General features: G+C 63.4%; 17 protein-coding genes and 1 riboswitch. Of the genes, 10 read left to right on the forward strand and 7 right to left on the reverse strand.

Annotated features, from left to right (window positions below; all coding sequences use genetic code 11):
• Window positions 1-33 precede the first annotated feature (33 nt).
• From ribH to BLT89_RS01195, 8 genes are all read left to right on the forward strand, one after another.
• Window positions 34-510: a 6,7-dimethyl-8-ribityllumazine synthase gene (gene ribH / locus BLT89_RS01160; RefSeq protein WP_090192693.1), complete on the forward strand. Its 477-nt coding sequence runs from the start codon at window positions 34-36 to the stop codon at window positions 508-510.
• Complete coding sequence (gene nusB / locus BLT89_RS01165) at window positions 507-998, forward strand: transcription antitermination factor NusB (protein WP_090192694.1); 492 nt, start codon at window positions 507-509, stop codon at window positions 996-998. Before ribH ends, nusB begins: the two co-directional genes overlap by 4 nt.
• A gap of 10 nt (window positions 999-1,008) precedes the next feature.
• Complete coding sequence (thiL, locus tag BLT89_RS01170; protein ID WP_090198558.1) at window positions 1,009-1,977, forward strand: thiamine-phosphate kinase; 969 nt, start codon at window positions 1,009-1,011, stop codon at window positions 1,975-1,977.
• On the forward strand, window positions 1,970-2,455 hold the full coding sequence (locus BLT89_RS01175; RefSeq protein WP_090192695.1) for a phosphatidylglycerophosphatase A family protein: 486 nt from the start codon (window positions 1,970-1,972) through the stop codon (window positions 2,453-2,455). The genes thiL and BLT89_RS01175 overlap by 8 nt, the downstream gene beginning before the upstream one ends.
• A 47-nt stretch (window positions 2,456-2,502) precedes the next feature.
• Window positions 2,503-3,153 carry a TIGR02281 family clan AA aspartic protease gene (locus BLT89_RS01180; RefSeq protein WP_090192696.1) on the forward strand — a complete coding sequence of 217 codons (651 nt, stop codon included), beginning with the start codon at window positions 2,503-2,505 and terminating at the stop codon, window positions 3,151-3,153.
• A 98-nt stretch (window positions 3,154-3,251) separates the two neighbouring features.
• Complete coding sequence (ribA, locus tag BLT89_RS01185; RefSeq protein ID WP_090192697.1) at window positions 3,252-3,869, forward strand: GTP cyclohydrolase II; 618 nt, start codon at window positions 3,252-3,254, stop codon at window positions 3,867-3,869.
• Window positions 3,866-4,285 (forward strand): MFS transporter, encoded by a 420-nt coding sequence (locus BLT89_RS01190; protein WP_090192698.1) that lies wholly within the window; start codon window positions 3,866-3,868, stop codon window positions 4,283-4,285. The genes ribA and BLT89_RS01190 overlap by 4 nt, the downstream gene beginning before the upstream one ends.
• Window positions 4,286-4,290: 5 nt before the next feature.
• A complete protein-coding gene (locus BLT89_RS01195) occupies window positions 4,291-5,085 on the forward strand; it encodes a cobalamin-binding protein (protein WP_090192699.1) in 795 nt (264 codons plus the stop codon).
• Window positions 5,086-5,184: 99 nt separating this feature from the next.
• On the opposite strand, the gene BLT89_RS01200 is transcribed toward BLT89_RS01195, so the two are convergent.
• The 4 genes from BLT89_RS01200 to BLT89_RS01215 form a co-directional block, all read right to left on the reverse strand.
• Complete coding sequence (locus tag BLT89_RS01200) at window positions 5,185-7,083, reverse strand: TonB-dependent receptor domain-containing protein (protein WP_090192700.1); 1,899 nt, start codon at window positions 7,081-7,083, stop codon at window positions 5,185-5,187.
• Between the two features lie 99 nt (window positions 7,084-7,182).
• Window positions 7,183-7,393, reverse strand: a riboswitch (cobalamin riboswitch).
• An 81-nt stretch (window positions 7,394-7,474) separates the two neighbouring features.
• A complete protein-coding gene (locus tag BLT89_RS01205; protein ID WP_090192701.1) occupies window positions 7,475-8,443 on the reverse strand; it encodes a mechanosensitive ion channel family protein in 969 nt (322 codons plus the stop codon).
• Window positions 8,444-8,583: 140 nt separating this feature from the next.
• Window positions 8,584-10,473, reverse strand: coding sequence for a 1-deoxy-D-xylulose-5-phosphate synthase (dxs, locus tag BLT89_RS01210; RefSeq protein ID WP_090192702.1), 1,890 nt, complete (start codon window positions 10,471-10,473; stop codon window positions 8,584-8,586).
• Window positions 10,474-10,551: 78 nt separating this feature from the next.
• On the reverse strand, window positions 10,552-13,842 hold the full coding sequence (locus tag BLT89_RS01215; RefSeq protein ID WP_231975048.1) for an acetyl-CoA carboxylase family protein: 3,291 nt from the start codon (window positions 13,840-13,842) through the stop codon (window positions 10,552-10,554).
• A gap of 178 nt (window positions 13,843-14,020) precedes the next feature.
• Between BLT89_RS01215 and BLT89_RS01220 the strand changes: the two genes are divergently transcribed.
• Complete coding sequence (locus BLT89_RS01220) at window positions 14,021-14,905, forward strand: phosphatase PAP2 family protein (protein WP_157718764.1); 885 nt, start codon at window positions 14,021-14,023, stop codon at window positions 14,903-14,905.
• Between the two features lie 10 nt (window positions 14,906-14,915).
• Here the strand turns inward: BLT89_RS01220 and BLT89_RS01225 are convergent, their stop codons facing one another.
• Window positions 14,916-16,766: a diguanylate cyclase gene (locus tag BLT89_RS01225; protein WP_231975049.1), complete on the reverse strand. Its 1,851-nt coding sequence runs from the start codon at window positions 16,764-16,766 to the stop codon at window positions 14,916-14,918.
• Between the two features lie 230 nt (window positions 16,767-16,996).
• Here BLT89_RS01225 and BLT89_RS01230 point away from each other — a divergent pair, with 230 nt between their 5' ends.
• On the forward strand, window positions 16,997-19,291 hold the full coding sequence (locus BLT89_RS01230; RefSeq protein ID WP_090192703.1) for a YgiQ family radical SAM protein: 2,295 nt from the start codon (window positions 16,997-16,999) through the stop codon (window positions 19,289-19,291).
• Between the two features lie 28 nt (window positions 19,292-19,319).
• Here the strand turns inward: BLT89_RS01230 and BLT89_RS01235 are convergent, their stop codons facing one another.
• Together BLT89_RS01235 and BLT89_RS01240 are read right to left on the reverse strand one after the other, a co-directional pair.
• Entirely contained in the window at window positions 19,320-21,014 is a 1,695-nt protein-coding gene (locus BLT89_RS01235) for a sensor domain-containing diguanylate cyclase (RefSeq protein WP_090192704.1), read from the reverse strand.
• On the reverse strand, window positions 21,011-22,042 hold the full coding sequence (locus BLT89_RS01240; RefSeq protein WP_090192705.1) for an extracellular solute-binding protein: 1,032 nt from the start codon (window positions 22,040-22,042) through the stop codon (window positions 21,011-21,013). The genes BLT89_RS01235 and BLT89_RS01240 overlap by 4 nt, the downstream gene beginning before the upstream one ends.
• Window positions 22,043-22,216 lie beyond the last annotated feature (174 nt).

The raw sequence follows: 22,216 nt of genomic DNA on the forward strand, positions 1-22,216 counted from the left end.
CGCCGGCTCTTTAAACAAATCGAGACTCGTCACATGACCCTGAAGACCATCGAAGGTACCTTCATCGCCCCCAAGGGAAAATTTGCCCTGGTGGTCGGCCGTTTCAACAGCTTTGTCGTCGAAAGCCTGGTCAGTGGCGCAGTTGATGCGCTGGTGCGGCATGGCGTCAGCGAAAGCGACATCACCATCATCCGCGCACCGGGTGCCTTCGAGATTCCGCTGGTCGCGCAGAAGGTCGCGCAGCGCAGCGAGTTTGCCGCCATCATCGCTCTCGGTGCGGTGATCCGTGGTGGTACGCCGCATTTCGAATACGTCGCCGGTGAGTGCACCAAGGGTCTGGCCCAGGTGTCCATGCAGTTTGGCGTACCGGTAGCCTTTGGTGTGCTGACGGTCGACTCCATCGAGCAAGCCATCGAGCGTTCCGGCACCAAGGCCGGCAACAAGGGCGCAGAAGCGGCGCTGTCCGCCCTGGAAATGGTCAGCCTGCTGTCCGAGCTGGAGGCCAAGTGACTTTCAATAGCGATATCGACAACCCCGAGCAGCCGGACGCCAAGCCGGCCAAGGGCAAGACTGCGACGCGCCGCAAGGCCCGCAGTCTGGCCATGCAGGCGTTGTACCAGTGGCACATGGCCGGCCAGTCGATCAACGAAATCGAAGCCCAGTTTCGCGTCGACAATGATTTCAGCGGTGTAGATGGCGGCTATTTCAGTGAAATCCTGCACGGTGTCCCCAGCCTGAAAACCGAGCTGGATGAATTGCTCGTGCCTTGTCTGGATCGCCCTCTGGACGAACTGGATCCGGTCGAGCTGGCGATCCTGCGCTTGTCGCTGTTCGAGTTGCGCAACCGGGTGGATGTGCCGTACCGGGTGGTGATCAACGAAGGGATCGAACTGGCCAAGGTCTACGGTGCTACCGACGGGCACAAGTTCGTCAACGGTGTGCTGGACAAACTGGCACCGCAACTGCGCGAAGCCGAAGTGCGTGCCAACAAGCGCTGAGATTCCGCTGCTGGGCGAATTCGAGCTGATTCGCCGGTTTTTTGCCAGTGCGGCCTGTGCCCGTCCCGCCGCGGGCGTGGTACAGGGCATTGGTGATGATTGCGCGCTGCTGGCCCTGCCGCCCGGCGAGCAGTTGCTGGTGTCGACGGACACCTTGCTCAGCGGTGTGCATTTTCCCGCCTCCGCCGATGGCTTTCTGCTGGCCCAGCGCGGCCTGGCGGCGGCAGCCAGCGATCTGGCAGCGATGGCCGCAACACCACTGGGCTTCACCCTGGCGCTGACCCTGCCGACTGCTGAGCCGCAGTGGCTGCAAGGTTTTGCGGCCGGTCTCGACGTGATGGCGAAGGCGTGCGGGCTGGCCCTGGTCGGTGGCGACACCACGCGCGGGCCGCTGAGCATGACTTTCACCGTGCTCGGTCGGGTGCCCGCCGGGCAGGCGCTGAGACGCAGCGGGGCGCAGGCAGGCGATCTGCTGTGTGTTGGCGGCGCGCTTGGCGATGCCGCCGCCGCCTTGCCGCTGGTGCTGGGGCAAACCAGCAGCTCCGCGGAAATTGCCGGGCCGCTGCTGGAGCGCTACTGGACACCGCAACCACAGCTGGCACTGGGCCAGGCTTTGCGCGGCAAGGCAACGGCGGCGCTGGATATATCCGATGGACTGCTGGCCGACTGCGGCCATCTGGCCAGTGCATCGGCTGTCGGAATCCGCATCGAACTTGAACGGCTGCCGTTGTCCGCGGCTATCCTGCAGTTGCTTGGCCAGACGCGTGCGCGCGAGTGTGCGCTGACCGGCGGCGACGATTACCGGCTGGTGTTCAGCTTGCCGCCTGGCGAACTGGCCAGTCTGCAGGCGGCCTGGCCGGAGATTGCAGTGATCGGGCAGGTGGTTGCCGGTACGGGGGTCGAGGTGGTGGATGAGGACGGTCAGCCAGTGACGTTTGCCCACAGCGGTTTTCAACATTTCGGGAGTACCCATGGCTGATTCGCGCAGGTCGCCACCTTCGGTATGGCGCAACCCCTGGCATTTTCTGGCCTTCGGTTTCGGTTCCGGTACCTTGCCCAAGGCACCGGGAACCTGGGGCTCACTGGTCGCCCTGCCGTTCATTCCGTTGCTGCAGTTGCTGCCTGGCTGGGGTTACTGGCTGGTGCTGGGGCTGGGCACGCTGTTCGGTTTCTGGCTGTGTGGCCGTGTTGCGGAGGATCTTGGCGTACAGGATCACGAGGGTATCGTCTGGGACGAAATGGTCGGCATGTGGATTACCCTGTGGTTGGTGCCGCCAGGCTGGCAGTGGTTGCTGCTGGGTTTTCTGATGTTCCGCTTTTTCGACATTCTCAAACCGTGGCCGATTCGCTGGATTGATCGGCATGTTCATGGTGGAGTGGGGATCATGCTTGATGATGTGCTGGCCGGCATTTTTGCCTGGCTGGCAATGCATGCCTTGCTGTACGGGGTGAGCTGACCGGCTTGCCATCGAAAAAGCGCTGACGCTGGAGCTGTTGAAATTTTATGAGCCGTTTTCAAGTAATACTCTTTGCCGCTCTGCTCGGTTTTTGCCTGCAGGTCTCTGCCGCGATCAATGTGCAGGTTGTCGGGCTGTTTCCGGGCGCGGCTGTGTTGAAAGTTGACGGCCAGCGCAAGCTGGTCAAGGTCGGTGAAACCGGGCCTGGTGGTGTGCAGGTGGTCAGCGCGGACAGCCGCAGCGCCGTGCTGCGCGTCGAAGGTGTCGAACGCAGCTACAACCTGAGCCGCGATTACAGCGCCACCAGCGGTGTGGCTTCAGCGCCGGCACAGGTCAGCATAGCCAAGGGCATTGGTGGCCATTACTGGGTGGCGGGGTCGATTTCCGGCAAGAACGTGCAGTTTCTGGTCGATACCGGAGCCACGGCGATAGCGATGAATGAAGGCGCCGCCAAGCGTCTGGGAATCGATTATCGCGTGCAGGGCCAGCCGATGGTGGTGAATACCGCCAGCGGCACGGCCCAGGCCTGGCGAGTCAAGCTCGACAGCGTGAAGATCGGCGGCATCGAGGTGCTCGGAGTGGAAGCCGCTGTGGTCGCCGGTGAAGCGCCGACCGAAGTGCTGCTGGGCATGAGCTTTCTCAATCGCGTGAGCTGGCGCGAAGACCAGGGCATGTTGCGCCTGGAAGCCAAGTATTAGGTTCTGCCTACTGCAAGTTGATTGACCGGTATTCAGGCTGACCGGGAGGGCAGGCCTGCTGGTACAATGCCGGCCTTTTCCTGCCCGGGAGTTCTCTGGTGTCCGTTGTGTTTGTTGCCGCATCCCAGCTGCCCACACCGTTCTGTGTGTTCACCATGCATGGCTTCCTCGATGAAGTCACCGGCAAGGAGCACGTGGCGCTGACGCTGGGCGATGTCGCCAATGGTGAGCCGGTGCTGGGACGCCTGCATTCCGAATGCCTTACCGGTGACGCCCTGTTCAGTCTGCGTTGCGATTGCGGCTTTCAGCTGGAAGCGGCCATGCGCGCCATCGCCGAAGCGGGCCGTGGTGTGCTGCTTTATCTGCGTCAGGAGGGCCGTGGCATTGGTCTGCTGAACAAGATTCGGGCGTATGAGCTGCAGGATGGTGGTGCGGATACTGTCGAGGCCAATGAGCAGCTGGGTTTTGGCGCCGATCAGCGCGACTACTCGATCTGTCAGCCGATGCTGGCCCATTTGGGCATCACCCGGATCAAGCTGATGACCAACAACCCGCGCAAGGTCAAAGCCTTGCAGGGCTTTGGTGTGCAGGTCAGCGAGCGCGTGCCGCTGCAGGTGGGCAGCAACCCGCACAACAAACTGTACCTGGCGACCAAGGCCGGCAAGCTCGGGCATATGCTCGGCGTTCTGCATCAGGGCGAGATCGAACAACCGTGAACCGCAGCGCCTTGCGGCGGCGGCTGGCGCTGGAGTGGTGGTGCCTGCTGGGCGCTGCCTTGCTGCCGCTGTTGCTGCTGGGCCAGCTGTTGGGCATTGCCGATCCCGGCTGGCCAGATCTGCATATGCCGTTGTTCATTGCCGGCCTGCTGTCGATGTTCGCCAGTCTGCCGCTGTTCAGTCGCTACAAGCATGCACTGATTGCCACCCAGGCAGCCCTCGATAGCCCGACTGAAGCGGCGGCCTGGTCTGCTCTGGCCAGAGCGCGCCGCACGGGCATGCTGATGGCGGCCCTGCCGGTCTGGATTGCCGCGCTGGCGCTGTTCAGCGGGCTGAATCCGGTGGCCTTGCTGCTGCTGGCGTTATCCAGTGTGGTGATCGGCTGCCTTTACCGCATTCCGTCGCAACTGGGCTGAACCGCGTGCGTCTGTGGCTGCTCTGGGTGCTGCTGCTGAGTCAGCCGCTGGCGGCGGCCGAGCGGGTCATCAGCCTGGCCCCGGCACTCAGTGAAATCATCCTGGAACTGGATGCCGGCGAGCGTCTGGTCGGCAGGGTTGCCGGCCCGCCTGCGATAGCCGCACTGGCAACAGTGCCGACCGTGGGTCGCTACCAGCAACTGGAGATGGAAACCCTGCTCAGTCTGCAACCGGATCTGGTCCTGGCCTGGTCGGACAGCCTGAGCAACGCCCAGCGCAGCCAGCTCCAGCAGCTGGGCATTCCCTTGTTTGAGGTGGCGCCACGCAATCTGGTGCAGCTCGGCCAGCTGTTTGCCGAGGTCGGCGCACAGCTTGGTGTGCCGCTACGTGGCCGGCAATTGCAGCAGCAGTTTGACAGCGGGGTGGCCGAGTTGCGTCAGCGTTATGCCCGGAGCGAGCCGCTGACGGTGTTCTATCAGGTCTGGCAGCAGCCGCTGTATACCCTCGGCGGGCAGCAGATTGTCAGCGATGCGCTGCAGGTGTGCGGTGCGCGCAATGTGTTTGCCGAGCTGACCCTGCCGGCACCGCAAGTCAGTGTCGAGGCGGTGCTGGCTAAGGATCCGCAGGTGATACTGCTCAGCGAGCAGCAGCAGGCGGATGCCTGGCAGCGATGGCCGCAATTGCAGGCGGTGCAGCGCCAGCAGGTTTGGCCGGTGGCCGATGCCGGGCTGGAGCGGCCGAGCTTCCAGATGCTCGGCGCGCTGGAAAAGCTTTGCCTGCAGTTGCAGCAGGCACGCTAGGGTGGTCGCAGGGTGGGTTTCAGCCTGCCGTTAGCAGCGGCACATATGGTGGGCTGAAGCCCACCCTACGCTCACTCACCACCCTTGCCCCGGCTGGTTTCACATCGCCCAGTTCAGTGCCAGCAGCACGGTGCGGCCTTCGGTGTTGTAACCCTGGCGACCGATGGTTTGGTAGTTGACCGGATCCCAGACGCCGTAGGTCGCATCGGCATAATCCTTGTCGAGCAGGTTATCCAGCGACAGGTCGAAGCTCAGTTGCCGGCTGGCTTGCCAGCCAGCCCTTACACCGAGCAGCCCGTAACCACCCAGCTCGGCAGTGTTTTCGGCATCGTCGTAGCGACCGGAGACGCCGCGCCAGGTGGCGCCTGCGGAAAAGCTATCGAACTGGCGGTCAACGTCGAGGGTCAGCGTGCGCTTGGCGCGCCGGGCCAGGGTATGTCCGGTCTCGCGGTCACGCGGGTCGATCAGACCCAGTGCCAGATTGCTGCGCCAGCCGCCGAACTCTTGCGCAAGCGCGGCCTCGAAACCGTTGATGCGTGCCTTCTGCAGGTTCTGCGGAATGAAGTCCTGGTCCAGCACGATGGCGTCGGTGATCTCCGTACGGTACAGCGACAGCTGCAGCTGGCTGGTGCTGCTCAGGCTGCTGCGCAGCTGGCCTTCCCAGGTTTTCGACTGTTCCGGCTGCAGATCCGGATTGGCCGAGGGGTAACAGGTGCCGTAATAGCAGAAATCCGGGTAGTACAGGTCATTGAAGGTCGGCGCACGGAAGCCCTCGCTGTACGACACTATGGCCAGATTGTCCGGATTCAGCGGCACGCTGAGCGCACCATTCCAGGTGTTCTGGCTGCCGAAATCCTGGTTGTCGTCGTGACGCATGCCCAGTTCGGTGGAGAAGCGCTCGGCCTGAAAACGATGCTGGGCATAGGCGGCCTGATTCCAGCGCGAGGTCTGGTTGAAGTCGGTGCTGCTGTGCAGGATGTCTTCGTACCAGTCGAGGCCGGCCAGCACCTGGTTGCGCTCGTTGAGCTGCACGGTGTTCAGCCAGTTGGCGCTGTTGTGATAGGTGTTGTAGGTGTACAGCGTGCCCAGCGCATCATCATTTTTGGTGTCGCGCTTGTCCTCGCTGTGGCCTGCCTCGAGGCGGCTCAGCCAGCTGTCGCTGAAGCGGTTGCTGATATAGCCGGCGGCAGTCGAGAGCTGGAAATCATCGTAGGGCCGGGTGCCGTAATAGATATCATCCCATTCGGTTTTGCCGCGCTGATCCAGGGCGCTGAGGCCGACTTCAAGATCGTCATTGAACTGATGGGACAGGTTCATGCTCAGGGCGCGATTGCGCAGGGCATCGTCATCGTGATTGTCGCCCAGGTCACTGCCGGTATTGTCGATGCCGCGGCTCTCGTTCAGCGTGCCACCCAGGTTGTAGCGGGTGGCTGCATCGCCGCCGGAAACGCCGAGGGTGCGCTCGTAGGTTTTGTGCGTGCCGGCGGCAAGGCGGGCGTAGGGCTGGGCCGGGCTATCGCTGCCGCGGCGGGTAAAGATCTGGATCACCCCGCCAATTGCATCCGAACCATACAGCGAGGAGCGCGAGCCCCGCACCACCTCGATGCGCTCGATCTGGTCGATGCTGAGAAATTCCAGACTGGCAGTGCCGCTGGACGCCGAGGAGATGCGCTGGCCATCCACCAGCACCAGCGACTGGGTGCTCGAGGTGCCGCGCATGAACACGCCGGTGAGACTGCCCGGTCCGCCATTGCGGGAGACGCTAACGCCCGGCACCCGGGTCAGCAGCTCATCTACCGTGCGCACCTGCAGGCGCTCGATGTCAGCGCGGGTGAACACGCTGGTGGCGGCAACGGCGGTTTGTTTCGGCTCGACCTGACGGCCGGAAGTGACTACCAGGGCGGGCGCCTGATAGGCGACAGTGCTGTCGCCCGGCGTATCGGCCAGGGCTGTAAAAGGCAGTGCCGTGATGGTCACGGCCAGGGTAAGGCGCTTCATGAAAAATCCTCAAAGTGATAAGTACCTTTGAGGAGGGCAGACAAACGCGGAAGGTCTACAGGCAGGCAGCCGCGCTTGACGGTGCTGCCCTCCGCAACACCAGTCGCAACCACCAAGGCCGGTCTCCGGGCTCTCGACTCGACTGCTCGCCTTCCCGGGTTTCCCCAGTGGCCAGTGAGCAGCAGTGCAGCGCTTTGGCTGCGGTCGATTACCGTTGCGGGGGCAGCGCCGGGATGGCTCGACTAGAGCGCACCGGCTTCCCGTTTAACGCCAGACGTAAATCAGGCGAACCTTGACAGAAGAAAACGACGCGCACCTTAAGGCGCGAAGCTGGCAAAGGCAAGCGAAAGTCCGGTGCATAAACATGTGCGGGATTCATGCAAACCTCAGCTCAGGGCTTCGGTTGCGGCTTTGCCTCGGGATGCTGCATGGCATGCAGGTCGGCTCTGGTGTCGTTCATTTCCACACGCAAACTTCCGGAGCGCAGATGCAGGTCGCGCTGCGGGAACGGAATTTCAATGCCGGCCAGGCGCAGCTGGTCATCGATGGCCCACATGAAGCGGGCATGGGTTGATCCGGGTGAAATCATCAGGGCATGTTCGACCCAGACCACCAGCTCGAAATTCAGGCTGCTGTCGGCAAAATGGGTCAGCCAGACTTCCGGGCGGCGCTTGCTGTCATGGGTAATCGAGCCGGGCACCTCTGCCACGGCATTGAGTGCCGCCTGCTTGACCTTGTGCTTGTCGCTGCCATAGGCCACGTTGAACGGGACATGGATGCGCCGGCAATTTTCGTTGAAGCTCCAGTTGGTCACCCGGCCGTTGATGAACTCTGAGTTGGGCACAATGATGTCGACCAGATCATTGGTGGTGATGCGCGTGTAGCGCATGCCGATCTCGTTCACCCGGCCCATGACACCGGATTGCAGATCGACGAAATCGCCGACCTTGAGCGTCCTCTCCACCAGCAGAATGATTCCGGAAATGAAGTTGCTGAAGATGTTCTGCAGACCCAGGCCGATACCGACGCCGATGGCGCCACCGACCAGGGCCAGATTGGTCAGGTCCAGCCCCAGATAGCGCAAGCCGATCAGGGTGCCGACAATCCACACCAGGTAGCGGGTGATCCGGGCCAGGGCATACACCCCTGAAGTGTTCATCGTCTCGCCTTTGCCGCGCATGACCAGATTGCGCAGGCCGCGCTCGAGCACCGTGGAGAACCACCAGGCGAAAATAAGGATGAACAGCAGGCCAACCATGCGCAGCAGGTGCACATCGGTGTTGCCGATCTGAAACCAGGGTGTGGTGGCCCATTGCCAGAGGGTTTGCTGTACGTCGGCAGTGAATTTTTCGGCGGACATCAAAGCACCTGACAGGGTTCGGGGGGCTGAGAGAGCAATTGCCGGCAATCACGGCCCGGCCGCGCAGGGCATGCTGCATGCGGGGCAATGCGGCCAATTCAAGCATAGGCCCAAATCGGGCCGGCAGATCGTTTGCCTGTTTACAGCAGGCTCAGGCGCTGGCGCACGGAGGCTTCGATGCCGGCGGCGTCGAGCCCGCATTCGGCAAGCATCTGCGAGGGCTTGGCATGTTCCACGTAGTAGTCCGGCAAACCCAGATGAAGCATGGGTTGCAGACGGTTTTGCGCGCTCAGGAATTCGCTGACGGCGCTGCCGGCGCCGCCCATGATGCTGTTTTCCTCGATGGTCACCAGCAACTCGTGACTGTCGGCCAGCTGCAGCACCAGTGCTTCATCCAGCGGTTTGACAAAGCGCATGTCGACCACCGTGGCGTCGAGAATCTCGCCGACCCTGAGGGCTTCGGCCAGTTGCACGCCGAACACCAGCAGGGCGACCTTGCTGCCCTGGCGACGCACCACGCCGACACCGATGTCCACTGGCTCCAGCGCCGCTTCGATCAGCGCATTCGGGCCGCTGCCGCGCGGGTAACGCACGGCAGCCGGGCCCTTGAACAGGTGCCCGGTGGTGAGCATCCGGCGCAGCTCGTTCTCGTCGCTCGGTGTCATCAGCAGCATGTTGGGAATGCAGCGCAGGTAAGACAGGTCGAAGCTGCCGGCATGGGTCGGACCGTCTTCGCCGACCAGGCCGGCGCGGTCGATGGCGAACAGCACGTCGAGGTTCTGCACCGCGACATCGTGAATCAGCTGGTCGTAGGCGCGCTGCAGGAAGGTCGAATAGATCGCCACCACCGGTTTGACGCCATCGCAGGCAAGCCCGGCCGCCAGCGTCACGGCATGCTGTTCGGCGATCGCCACATCGAAGTAGCGCTCGGGGAAGCGTTCGCTGAAGGCCACCAGGTCCGAGCCTTCCTTCATCGCCGGGGTGATACCGACCAGGCGCGGATCTGCGGCAGCCATGTCGCACAGCCACTGGCCGAATACTGCCGAATATTTCGGGCCGCTGGCGGGCTTGGGCGTAGCAGGCGGGTTGATCGGTTCCAGCTTGGTGATTGCGTGGTAGCCGATCGGGTCGGCTTCGGCCGCAGCGAAGCCCTTGCCCTTGGTGGTGATCACATGCAGAAACTGCGGGCCTTCCAGTTCGCGCATGTTGCGCAGGGTGGCCAGCAGGGTCGGCAGGTCATGGCCGTCGATCGGGCCGATGTAGTTCCAGCCCAGTTCCTCGAACAGGGTGCCGGGTACCAGCATGCCCTTGGCGTGTTCTTCGGTCTTGCGCGCCAGTTCCCAGGCACCGGGCAGGCGTGACAGCACTTTCTTGCTGCCTTCGCGCATGTTGGCGTAGGTGTGGCTGGAGAAGATTTTCGCCAGGTGATTGGACAGCCCGCCGACATTCTTCGAGATCGACATGTCGTTGTCGTTGAGGATCACCAGCATGTTGGCCTTGAGGTGCGAGGCGTGATTGAGCGCCTCGAAAGCCATGCCGGCGGTCAGCGCGCCATCGCCGATCACCGCCACGCTCTTGCGCTTGCTGCCCTGCATCTGGGCGGCAATCGCCATGCCCAGGGCGGCACTGATCGAGGTGCTGGAGTGGCCGACACCGAAGGTGTCATAGGCGCTCTCGCTGCGCCGCGGGAAGGCGGCCAGGCCGTCCTTCTGACGCAGCGTGGACATGCGCTCGCGGCGACCGGTGAGAATCTTGTGCGGGTAGGCCTGATGGCCGACATCCCATACCAGACGGTCATCCGGCGTGTCGAATACGTAATGCAGGGCGATGGTCAGCTCGATGACCCCGAGGCCGGCGCCGAAATGTCCGCCGCTCTGGCCCACCCGGTAGAGCAGTTCCAGACGCAGTTCGTCGGCAAGGGTTTCCAGTTCGCTTTCAGCCAGCCGGCGCAGCCCCGCCGGCGTTTCGGCGCGGTCGAGCAGGGGCGTTACAGGCCGTTCGCGGGGGATCTGGTGGAAAGTCTTCGACATCGGGCGGGGTCATTCAGGCGCAAAAGATGCGGCAGTTTACCCGAAACTGCCGGCGCACGGCCAAAGCCGTGTCACGCTTTACCAGCTGTCGACAAATGGCCGCTTCTTGCCCTGACGGGGCGCCACCGGCGGGGTCGCCGCCAGGCCGCGCAGCAGCCAGCTGCGGGTTTCCTGCGGGTCGATGACCGCATCGATCTCCAGGAAGCTGGCCATGTTCAGCGCCTTGCCCTGTTCGTAGGCCTTGCCGACCAGTTTGTCGAACAGCGCCTGCCGCGACGGCTCATCGGCCTGGGCCGCCAGTTCCTTGGCAAAGCCCAGGCGTACCGCACCTTCCAGACCCATGGCGCCGAACTCGCCACTCGGCCAGGCCAGGGTAAACAGCGACTGGTGGAAACTGCCGGCGGCCATCGCCATGGCACCCAGTCCATAGCCCTTGCGCAGCACCACGGTGAAGTACGGCACCTGCAGGCTGGCGGCGGTAACGAACATGCGCGACACATGGCGCACGGTGGCCTGTTTTTCCGCTTCCGGGCCGACCATGAAGCCGGGGGTGTCGCATAGCGACAACAGGGGGATATCGAAGGCATCGCACAGTTGCATGAAGCGCGCCGCCTTGTCGCCGGCACTGGCGTCGATGGCGCCACCCAGCACCGCCGGATTGTTCGCCAGCAAGCCGAACGGCCGGCCTTCGATGCGGACCAGTGCGGTGATCATGCCCGGGGCAAATTGGCTGCGCAGTTCCAGCACACTGTCCGCATCGGCGAGGGTGTCGATGAGCTGACGGATGTCGTAGACGCGCAGACGGTTCTGCGGAATCAGCTGGCGCAGCCGGCGCTGATCGGCGCTCTGCCAGTCGGCCAGCGGGCCCTGGAAATAAGCCAGATACTGTTTGGCCGCCTGTACGGCTGCAGCTTCGTCGTCGACCAGAATGTCGATCACGCCGTTCGGCCCCTGCACGCTGACCGGGCCGACCTGCTCCGCGCTGAAACTGCCCAGGCCGCCGCCCTCGATCATCGCCGGGCCGGCCATGCCGATGCTGGCGTCCCGGGTGGCGATGATCACATCGCAACAGCCCAGCAGCGCCGCGTTGCCGGCAAAGCAGCGTCCGGACACCACGCCGACCAGCGGCACCAGCCCGGAGAGGCGCGCCATGCTGGCAAAGGTATGCGCATCCAGCCCGGCGACGCCGACGAAATCGGTATCGCCGGGACGGCCGCCTCCGCCCTCGGCAAACAGCACCAGCGGCAGGCGCAACTGCTCGGCGAGGCCGAGCATGCGGTCGGTTTTCTTGTGGTTCATCATGCCCTGGGTGCCGGCAAACACCGTGTAGTCGTAGGCGATGGCCATGCAGCGTGCGGCCTGTGGCCCGAAGTCCCCGGCATTCACCGTGCCGATGCCGCTGATCAGGCCGTCGGCCGGGCTCAGTTCACGTAACTCCTCCGGTGAGCGCCGGCGGCGCTGGGCCGCCAGGGCCATGGCGCCGTACTCGATGAAGCTGCCCGCGTCGAGCAGATCGTCGAGGTTCTCCCGCGCCGTGCGCTGGCCGCTCTTGCGCCGCTTGGCCACGGCGGCGGGGCGCCGGGCATCGGTCAGTTGCTCATGGCGCAGCAGCACCTCGGCCAGATCGGCGCGGATATGCTCAAGGTCGATCTGTTCTTCACTGAGCACCGCGTCACCCTCGACCTCGGCCGGCTCGACAAACAGCAACGGCTGGCCTTCACCGAGACTGGCGCCGGGTTGTACCAGCAGCAGGCGCACGATGCCGCTGTGACTGGCCTTGACCACGAATTCCATTTTCATCGCTTCCAGCACCGCCACCGGCTGGCCAATGGCCAGCGCATCGCCTTCGGCGACTTCCAGACTGACCACCACGCCGGCGCCGGGGCTGTTCAGTGGCAGCGTGCCGGGCGGTGCTGCCGGGCCCTGTTCGGCGCTATTGGATATGGCTGCCTGCGGGCGAAAAAACAGGTGCGGGTGCGCCTGCGCTTGTGCCGTCAGCAAGTCGCCCAGATGCTGTTCGACAAAGCCGGTACTGACCTGATTGGCAGCCACTTCCGGCCGCTGCAACAGGTTCTGCAGCAGGTGCAGGTTGCTCGCCACGCCTTCCAGACGAAATTCGCAGAGGGCGCGATAGCTCCGCTGCAGGGCGGCCGGGTAGCTGTCGCCGTGAGCGATCAGTTTGGCCAGCAGCGAGTCATAACTGGGGCTGACCGGGTAGCCGGCGTAACCGTAGCCATCCACGCGCAAGCCGGGGCCGCTGGGGGGCTCGTAGGCCGTCAGGGTGCCGGCCGCCGGCCGCAGGCTACCATCGGAGTGCAGGGTTTCCAGATTGATGCGCAACTGCACCGCGCAGCCGTTGATCGCCGGCGGTTGCAGCAATCCCAGTTCGGCCAGACTGCGGCCGGCGCTCAGGTGCAGTTGCGTGTGCAGCAGATCGACACCGGTAATCGCCTCGGTGACAGTGTGCTCGACCTGGATGCGCGGATTGGCTTCCATGAAATAGAAGCGCCCGGGCTGCTCGAGGTCGAGCAGAAACTCGAAGGTGCCGATGCCCTGATAGCCTGCGGCAGCGGCCAGTTCAAGGGCCGCAGCGACCAGGGCGTCACGCAGGGGTTGAGGCAGGTCGGGGCTGGGGGCGATTTCCAGCAGCTTCTGGTTGCGCCGCTGCAGGCTGCAGTCGCGCTCGTACAGGTGGCTGAGCTGGCCGCTGCTGTCGCCGATAACCTGCACCTCGATATGCCGCGCCGTGCTGACCAGCTGCTCGACATACAGCGCGCCGTTGCCGAAGGCGGCCTGTGCTTCGGACTGGCAGCGCGCATAGGCTTGTTCCAGTTCGCGGATATCCCGTACTGCGCGCATGCCGCGCCCGCCGCCACCGGCCAGCGCCTTGAGCATGACTGCGGCACCCTCGCCGAGCGAGTGCATGAAGACCTGCGCCTGTTGCAGGGTCACCGCCTGATTGAGGCCGCGTACCAGTGGCACACCGCAGCGTTCGGCCAGCGCGCGGGCGGCCGCCTTGTCACCGAACAGTTCCAACACTGTGGCGGACGGGCCGATAAAGCGCAGGCCGCTGGCAGCGCAGCGGCGGGCAAATTCGGCACTTTCGGCGAGAAAACCGTAGCCTGGGTGAATCGCCTCGCACTGTTGCTGCAGCGCCAGATCGATCAGCTGCTGCATGTCCAGGTAGGCAGGCACGCCGCGGCCACGCAGCGGCAGCGAAACGTCCGCCTTGCGCGTGTGCAGGCTGGCGCTGTCGTCTTCGGCATATACCGCCACCGAGCGGATGCCGAGGTCGGCGCAGGCGCGGGCGATACGGATGGCAATCTCGCCACGGTTGGCGATCAGCAGGGCGGAAAAGGGTGCATGCACGGTGGAAGCTCCTGGACAGGTTGCCATGGGCTGCAGTCTGCCCCGAACGCTTTGCCGGTGGCCAGTGCATGCGCCGCCTGCATGCCGGGTCATCAGTCCGCGCAATGGCATCCGGCAACTTGCATTGGCAATAGCCGCCGCTACAGACTGCGCCACCAACCTTGCACCGGAGCCGTCCATGTCCCAACTCCTGCACGACCTGTCCTGGGTACTGCCGCTGCGCAATGAGCTGCTCACGCCGATCATGCAGGGCTTCACCTGGCTGGGGTATGACAGGTTCATTCTGCTGTTTCTGCCGCTGGGTTACTGGGCATGGAACAAGCCGCTGTTCCTGCGCCTGTTCATTCTGGTGGCGGTCACGGCGCTGCTGAATGCCTTCCTCAAGGACCTCTGGCAAGACCCGCGCCCGGACATCGGTTTGCGTATGGACCATGAGGTGGGAGAAAGCTTTGGTGCGCCCAGTGGGCACGCGCAGATTGCCGTGGTGCTGTGGTTGTGGCTGGCCTGCGAATCAAGGCGGCTGTGGAGCTGGCTGGGGTGCTCGCTGATTGTGCTGGGGATCATCTTCAGCCGCCTGTATCTGGGTGCCCATGATCTGGAAGACGTGTTGCTCGGTGCAGCACTGGGCGGCGTGACCCTGCTGCTGTTCGCGCTGGTCAGGCACCGGGCCTGGTGGCGCGAAGCCAATCTGGCCTGGCATCTGCTGCTGGTAGTAGGTGTGGCGGTGGCTGCGCAGCTGGGCTGGCCGGGCACGGCCCCTCATTACGTGCCGCTGCTGGCCGGGATGCTGGTCGGCGTACTCAGTGGTTACCGGCTGGAAGTGCGTACGCTGGATTTTCAGGTGCCTGCCCGAGTTTGGCGGCGTGCGCTGGTGGCACTGCTGGGGTGTGCGGCGTTCCTGTTGTTCCAGGCCTTGCTGAAACGGCTCGAGACGGCGCTGGGGCTGGAGCCGTTGCTGTGGCAGAGCTTGCGCGGCGTGCTGATGGGCTGGTTTATTGCACTGCTGATGCCCTGGCTGCTGGTGCGCGGGCGTCTGCTGCTGGCGGGACGGGCGCCAGCCTGAGGCATGGCACTCAGGCGCTTGCGCTGGTGGCTAGGGCAAACCCGGCGCGGCCCTGGCATTTGACCTGATACAGGGCCCGGTCGGCGGCCTTGTACAGGTCGCTGAAGTGCGCGCCCTGTTGCGGGTAGATGGCACCGCCCACGCTGATGCTGACGCGTAACTGCTGGCCGTGGTAAGTGACCGGTTTGACCAGTTCGGCGAGCAGTCGCGCGGCGATTTCGTGGGCATGCCGGTCGGCATCCGGCCCGCTGATCAGTACGGCGAATTCATCCCCGCCCAGCCGCGCTGGCATGTCGTTGTGCCGCACGTGCAGTTGCAGGCGCCGGCTGAGCTCGCAAAGCAGGAAGTCGCCGGCGTCATGTCCGTGCTGGTCGTTGATCGGCTTGAAGTGATCCAGGTCGATCAGCAGCAGGGCCAGCGATTTGTCGCTGTGTTGCGCAGTGGCCAGGGCGGACTCGGCATGGGCAACCAGGTAGCGGCGGTTCGGCAGATCGGTCAGCGGGTCGTGAAAGGCCGCGTGCTGCAATTCGCGTTCGCGCTCGGACAAGCGCTGGTTGGTCGCCGCCAGTTCGGCGGTGCGCTGGTCCACCGCCTGCTGCAGGTTGCTGGCGCTGCGCTCGCTCTGCTCGAGGCGCGCGCTCTTTTCCCGGTTGGCTTGCTCCAGGGCATCCGCACGCTCCTGTTTGAGCAGCTGGATGCGGTTGGCCAGGGCAAAGGAGAACAGGATGGTTTCCAGCGCCACGGCCACCGGAAAGACCACCGAATTGGCCGGGGTAGGTTGCACCAGGCCCATGGCGCGCAATGACAGCAGCACAATGCTGCCCAGCACCAGGCCATAACCGAGCAGGTACAACCGGGCATAGAAGCAACCCTGGCGGCTGCGAATCAGCGCCGCGAGCAATGCCGCCGGAATGCTGGTAAAGGTCAGTACGTTGAGAATGCTGGCCCCGGCCACGGTCCAGCCGAGCAGACCGCAGAGCGCCGCCAGGCCATAAAAAACAGCCCCGCCGAGCAGCAGGTAATGCAGGCGCGGCACGTGTTGCCGGGTTTGCAGCAGCTGCATGGTGAACAGGCTGACGCACAGGCTCCAGAGTGACGGGACGGTGATGCGGTGCAGCCAGCTCGGCACCGCCTGCCCCGGCCACAGGTATTGAAAGCCGTGACCGCTGGCGCCGAGGATGAACAGCAGGCCAAAGGCGGTGGTCAACACATAGCGCAGGTAGATGCTGTCGCGCAGGCTGATGTAGATAAACAGGTTGTACAGCAGCAGGGCGATGATCACCCCGTAGATGATGCCGAACAGCAGGTTCTCGTTAAGGTGCAGTTGCTGCAGGTCGGGCAGTTGCCAGAGGCGCAGCGGAAAGGCGTTGCCGGCAGGATCATAGCTGCGCAGGTAGACAGTCAGTGCCTCCTGCGCCGGTGGCAGATGGAACACGCTGCGCCGGTAGTGGTAGTCGCGGCCTGCGGCGTAGGGGACGGCTTCCGCACTACGCCGTTCGCTCCAGCCACCCTGGCCATCGGGCAGGTACAGGCGCAGATCCAGCAGATTGGCGCCACCGGCCTCCAGCCACCAGTCTTGTGGAATATCCTGATTGGCTTGCAGTTGCAGCTTGATCCACCAGGGGTTGGGGCTCTGGCCGACACTGGCGCGCCCGGCAGCGGCAACAAAGCGCTGCTGCACGTCTGCATGCAGGATGTCGTCGATCTGCAACTGCCCGCCGACATCTTCGAACAGTTCGATATGGCCGTTCAGCGTTGCGCCGCTGTTCGCGCTGTCCAGGCTCAGGATGGCTGCAGGGGCGTGGAGCGTCAGCACCAGCAGACAGCCAGCCAGCAGGGCTTGAGCAATGGGCCGGCGCACAGGCGACACTCCTTTGTCTTGATCGATTGCACGAATGGCCGGCGAGTATAGCAATAGCGTGTCATGAGCAAAGCGGATGGACTATCGCTCTCTGGCCAGTTGTCGCTGGAAAAGCCCGGGAGTGCTTGGATGGCGCGCCTGGCGCTCGGGCAAAGCCGAGCGCCATAGTCGGAATTGCTCATTTTTTGTGCTATATTCCGCGCCCGCGAAATTCTTCCCCGGTCACTGCCATGCACGCTGCCAAGCCGCTGTTCGACTATCCCAAGTACTGGGCCGAGTGTTTCGGCCCGGCGCCGTTCCTGCCGATGAGCCGGGCGGAAATGGACCAGCTGGGCTGGGACAGCTGCGACATCATCATCGTCACCGGTGATGCCTATGTCGATCACCCGTCATTCGGCATGGCGATTATCGGCCGTTTGCTGGAGAACCAGGGCTTCCGGGTGGGCATCATCAGCCAGCCGGACTGGCAGTCGAAAGACGATTTCATGCGGCTCGGCGCGCCGAACCTGTTCTTCGGCGTGGCGGCCGGCAACATGGATTCGATGATCAACCGTTACACCGCCGACAAGAAAGTCCGCTCCGATGATGCCTATACCCCAGGCGGCCTGGCCGGCAAGCGGCCGGATCGCGCCAGTCTGGTGTACAGCCAGCGCTGCAAGGAAGCCTACCGGGACGTGCCGATTGTGCTGGGCGGCATCGAGGCCTCACTGCGGCGGATTGCCCATTACGATTACTGGCAGGACAAGGTGCGCAACTCGATCCTGATCGATGCCTGTGCCGATATCCTGCTTTACGGGAATGCCGAGCGGGCGATTGTTGAAGTCGCCCAGCGCCTGTCCTGGGGCGAGAAAATCGAAGCGATTACCGATATCCGCGGCACCGCATTCGTGCGCCGGGATACCCCGGAAGACTGGTTCGAGATCGACTCCACGCGGATTGACCGGCCGGGCAAGATCGACAAGATCGTCAACCCCTATGTGAATACCCAGGACACCCAGGCCTGTGCGGTCGAGCAGGAAAAAGGTCCGGTTGAAGACCCGAATGAGGCCAGGGTAGTGCAGCTGTTGCCGCACCCCAGACTGACCCGGGACAAGACGGTGATTCGCCTGCCGTCCTGCGAGAAAGTCAAAAGCGATGCGGTGCTGTACGCCCATGCCAGCCGCGTCCTGCACCTGGAAACCAATCCGGGCAATGCCCGCGCACTGGTGCAAAAGCATGGCGAGGTGGACGTCTGGTTCAACCCGCCACCGATCCCGATGACCACCGCAGAAATGGATTACGTGTTCGGCATGCCCTATGCGCGGGTGCCACACCCGGCCTATGGCAAGCAGAAAATCCCGGCCTACGAGATGATCCGCTTCTCGGTCAACATCATGCGCGGCTGTTTTGGCGGCTGTACCTTCTGCTCCATCACCGAGCACGAAGGGCGGATCATCCAGAACCGTTCCCACGAGTCGATCCTTAACGAGATCGAGGCGATGCGCGAAGTCCCGGGCTTCACCGGGGTGGTTTCCGACCTCGGCGGGCCGACGGCCAACATGTACCGGCTGGCCTGCAAGTCGCCGGAAATCGAATCGGCCTGCCGCAAGCCGTCCTGCGTGTTCCCCGGCATCTGCGAGAACCTGAACACCGATCACAGTTCGCTGGTCGAGCTGTACCGCAAGGCGCGCGCCCTGCCCGGGGTGAAGAAGGTGCTGATCGCCTCCGGCCTGCGCTATGACCTGGCAGTACAGTCGCCGGAGTACGTCAAGGAACTGGTCACCCACCACGTCGGCGGCTACCTGAAGATCGCCCCGGAGCATACCGAAGAAGGCCCGCTGAACAAGATGATGAAGCCGGGCATCGGCAGCTACGACAAGTTCAAGCGCATGTTCGAGCAGTACAGCAAGGAGGCGGGCAAGGAGCAGTACCTGATCCCGTACTTTATCGCTGCCCACCCAGGCACCAGTGACGAAGACATGCTCAACCTGGCCTTGTGGCTCAAGCGCAACGGCTTCCGCGCCGATCAGGTGCAGGCGTTCTACCCTTCGCCGATGGCCACTGCGACGGCGATGTACCACTCGGGCAAGAACCCGCTGCGCAAGATCACCTACAAGTCGGACGGCGTGGCCATCGTCAAGAGCGATGCCCAGCGCCGCCTGCACAAGGCGTTTTTGCGCTATCACGATCCCAAGGGCTGGCCGCTGCTGCGCGAGGCACTGATCCGTATGGGGCGTGCCGATCTGATCGGGCCGGGCAAGAATCAATTGATCCCGCTGCATCAGCCGGCGACAGACAGCTACCAGAGCGCCCGGCGCAAGAACTCCACGCCGGCGGGTAGTCACAAGGTGGGTAAATCCCAGACCTTGCTGACCCAGCACACCGGCCTGCCACCGCGCGAAACCGGCGCCGGCAATCCCTGGGACAAGCGCGAGCAGGCCAAGGCGGCGGCCGAGGCGCGCAATGCGGCGGCAGCCCGTGAGCGCGCAGCAGAGAAAAAGGGCGGCAAGAAAAAACCGGGCCGTCCGGCCCCGGTACCGCGCTGACAGCAGCGGGATCGGCAGCTACGGCGAGCTAACGCGGTAGCTGCCCGTCAGCCATGCAAATGCGGTTGCGGCCCTCGCGCTTGGCGCCATACATCGCATTGTCGGCACTCTGTACCAGGGCATCGGCATCCTCCCCATGCAGTGGAAATATGCTCAGGCCCAGGCTGGCAGTCATCAGCAATTCGTGTCCGTTGATGAACATGCGGTTCTGCAGGTGCGCACGCAGCTTTTTCGCAATGTTGAGCAGCACCGCGTGGTCTTCCATGTCCTCCAGCAGAATGATGAATTCGTCACCACCCAGGCGCGCCACCGTATCGGCTGCACGGGTCACCGAGCTCAGCAGGCGGGCAACGATGCGCAGTGCTTCGTCGCCAACGGCGTGACCATAGGTGTCATTGATTTCCTTGAACTCATCGATGTCGACATACAGCAGGCCGATCTGTTTGCCGGTACGCCGGGCCTTGGCTACCGCATGCTCCAGACGGTCGAAGAACAGGCGCCGGTTGGGCAGGCCGGTCAGCGCATCGTTGTGGGCCATGCGCTGCATCTGGATGTGGTTCTCGCTAAGTTCGCTGAGCTGTGCGAGGATTTTTTTCTGCATGTCGTCAAGCTCGCGTGCCAGCTTGCCCAGCTCGTCCCCGCGTCTGGTCGGCAAGGGTAAAAGCTTCAGGTTGTCGGTGAACTGGCTGACCGCCTGACCTATCTGGTTCAGCGGCCGCAGCAGGGCATTGGCCAGCCACAGCGACAGCAGCAGGCTCAGCAGGCCCAGGCCGAGCACGATGCGGATCATGCGCTGGTCCAGCTCGCGGGAGGCCAGCAGAATATGTTCTTCCGGTATTGCCAGGCCCAGAATCAGCGGGGTCTGGCTGTCGCCGTGGCCAATCAGCAGGCGGGTAAAGGTTGCCACCCGGGAGGGCTGGTTGTATTTGTCCGGCAGGGCGGCAAGCAGGCTGCTGGTCTGGCCACTGAGCAGGCTTGCGAGGGCCGGTATCTGGTCCTGCAACAGCACATCCGGTCCGCTGGCACTGCCCGGCATGTTCTGGTGATCCGGGTCGAGTAACAGCTGGCCTTTGCCGTTAGCCAGAAAAACCTGGTAGTAGTCGGGCAGCTCCTGTTTCAGCCGGGCGAGCAGCGCCGTGATGTCCAGACTCACCACCACCACTCCGGCAGCCTGTTGTTCGGACCATACGGGGCTGGCCAGATGCAACAGCAGCGCGCCGTTCGGGTCGGTTCTGTCCGGCAGGATTTCAGAAAAGAACTGGCCGCCGGGTTTCAGCTGCAGCGTCTTGAATACATAGGGAAAGTGACCTGTTTCTTTCAGCGCGCTGTCGGGCTGCAGGCCGCTGCGTTCGACGCTCAAAAGTTCCAGCCCGTGTTGCTGCGCACTGATCAGGCGTATGCAGCGAAACGTGGCGTTGGCCTCCATCACCGCCTCGAACATGCGCGCCAGCATCATGCGGTTACTGGCTTTCTCCGGGGTGTCGAGCAGCACCTGCAGCGGTTGCGGCTGGTCAGCCAGCAAGCGTGCATCGGTGGCGGCACCCTGCAGCTTGAGTTGCAGGGTGCGCCCCAGCACCTGGTTGGCAATCAGCAGGTCGCGTCTGGCCGCATCCAGCAGGATCTGCTTGCTGTTGCTCTGGGAGTAGTAGCTGGCCAGCCCGGTCAGCAACAGGCCGAACAGGCAGAGGATGGTGGTGAGCTTGAGGCTGATGCTGATTTTCATTGTGCCACCAGCGTTTCCAGGCGCTCCCCGGCGAGGATGCGCTGCCAGAGTCCACTGCGTTGCCGGGCATCTTCCACCGGTTCCAGCCAGACCAGCTCGCCGCCGCTGCTGGTGGTTGCCGAGGGGCTCAGCGTATTGGCCAGGCCCTGGCGCTTCGTGAGGGCCTGGCTGACCTGCGGTTCAAGGCTGTAGTTGATCCATTTTTCCGCCAGATTGCGGTTGCGCGAGGTGCGGCTGATCGCCCAGCAGTCGAGCCAGGCCAGCGCTCCTTCGCGCGGGATCACGTAGCCTACATCGGCGCCGGCATCCTGCAGCATTTTGAGTTGCTGTTGCCCGTAATTGGCATACAGCAACGCTACCTTGTTCTGGGTAAACAGCTCTACCGACTCTTCCGGCAGGCTGTAGAAGGCCAGCACGTTGCGGCGCAAGGCCACCAGCTTGTCGATGGTCTCGGGCAGCTCTGCAGGGTCAATGGCAAAAGGCGCTTTACCGAGTGCCATGCGCGTCAGGGAAAAATTGTGGCTGCTGCCGTCGTAGGCAAGCACCTGCCCCTTGAATTGCGCATCCCACAAACTGCTCAGTGAGTCGGGTGGTGTACTCAGCAACTTGCGGTTGTAGATCAGGCCCATCTCGGAGAATGTATAGGGAACACCATAGGCCTGGCCATCGGTGACCAGACCGGGGATGTTTTGCAACTGGCGAAATTGCGTCAGTTGCCGTCCGCGGTTGCTCAGCTTGTTCAGGCGCAACGGTTGCAGCAGCTGTTGTCTGGTGAGCTGCTGGATTTCAGAAGTGTTGGCGGCAACTACATCGAAGTGGTTTCCGGGCGCCGCCAGTTGCTGTTGCAATTCATCGTCCGAGCCGACGTAGGTGACCTCGACAGCAACGTCATAGCGGTCCTCGAATGCGCTGGTCAGATCGCTGTCGGCGTAGCCTGGCCAGGTGAGTATGCGCAACACTTCCTGAGCCACCAGCGGGGGGCTCAGCAGGCACAGCAAAAGGAAGGTTGTCAGCGGGCGTGTCGGCATCAGGGCAGGTACATGCGATGGGAGGTTTGTGCGAAGGAAAGGCAACACTAGTTGAGTTGATAGTGTGGAGCAACTGCAACGGCCGCTGAGGCTCGTCGGGTATCCAGTGCTTGTTTCGTTCGGTGCCGCCGTCCATTTTGCGTCGTGCGCGATTTTGGGGCGCAGCTATTTGCT

It is taken from the genome of Pseudomonas pohangensis (genome assembly GCF_900105995.1).
Taxonomy (GTDB): domain Bacteria; phylum Pseudomonadota; class Gammaproteobacteria; order Pseudomonadales; family Pseudomonadaceae; genus Aquipseudomonas; species Aquipseudomonas pohangensis.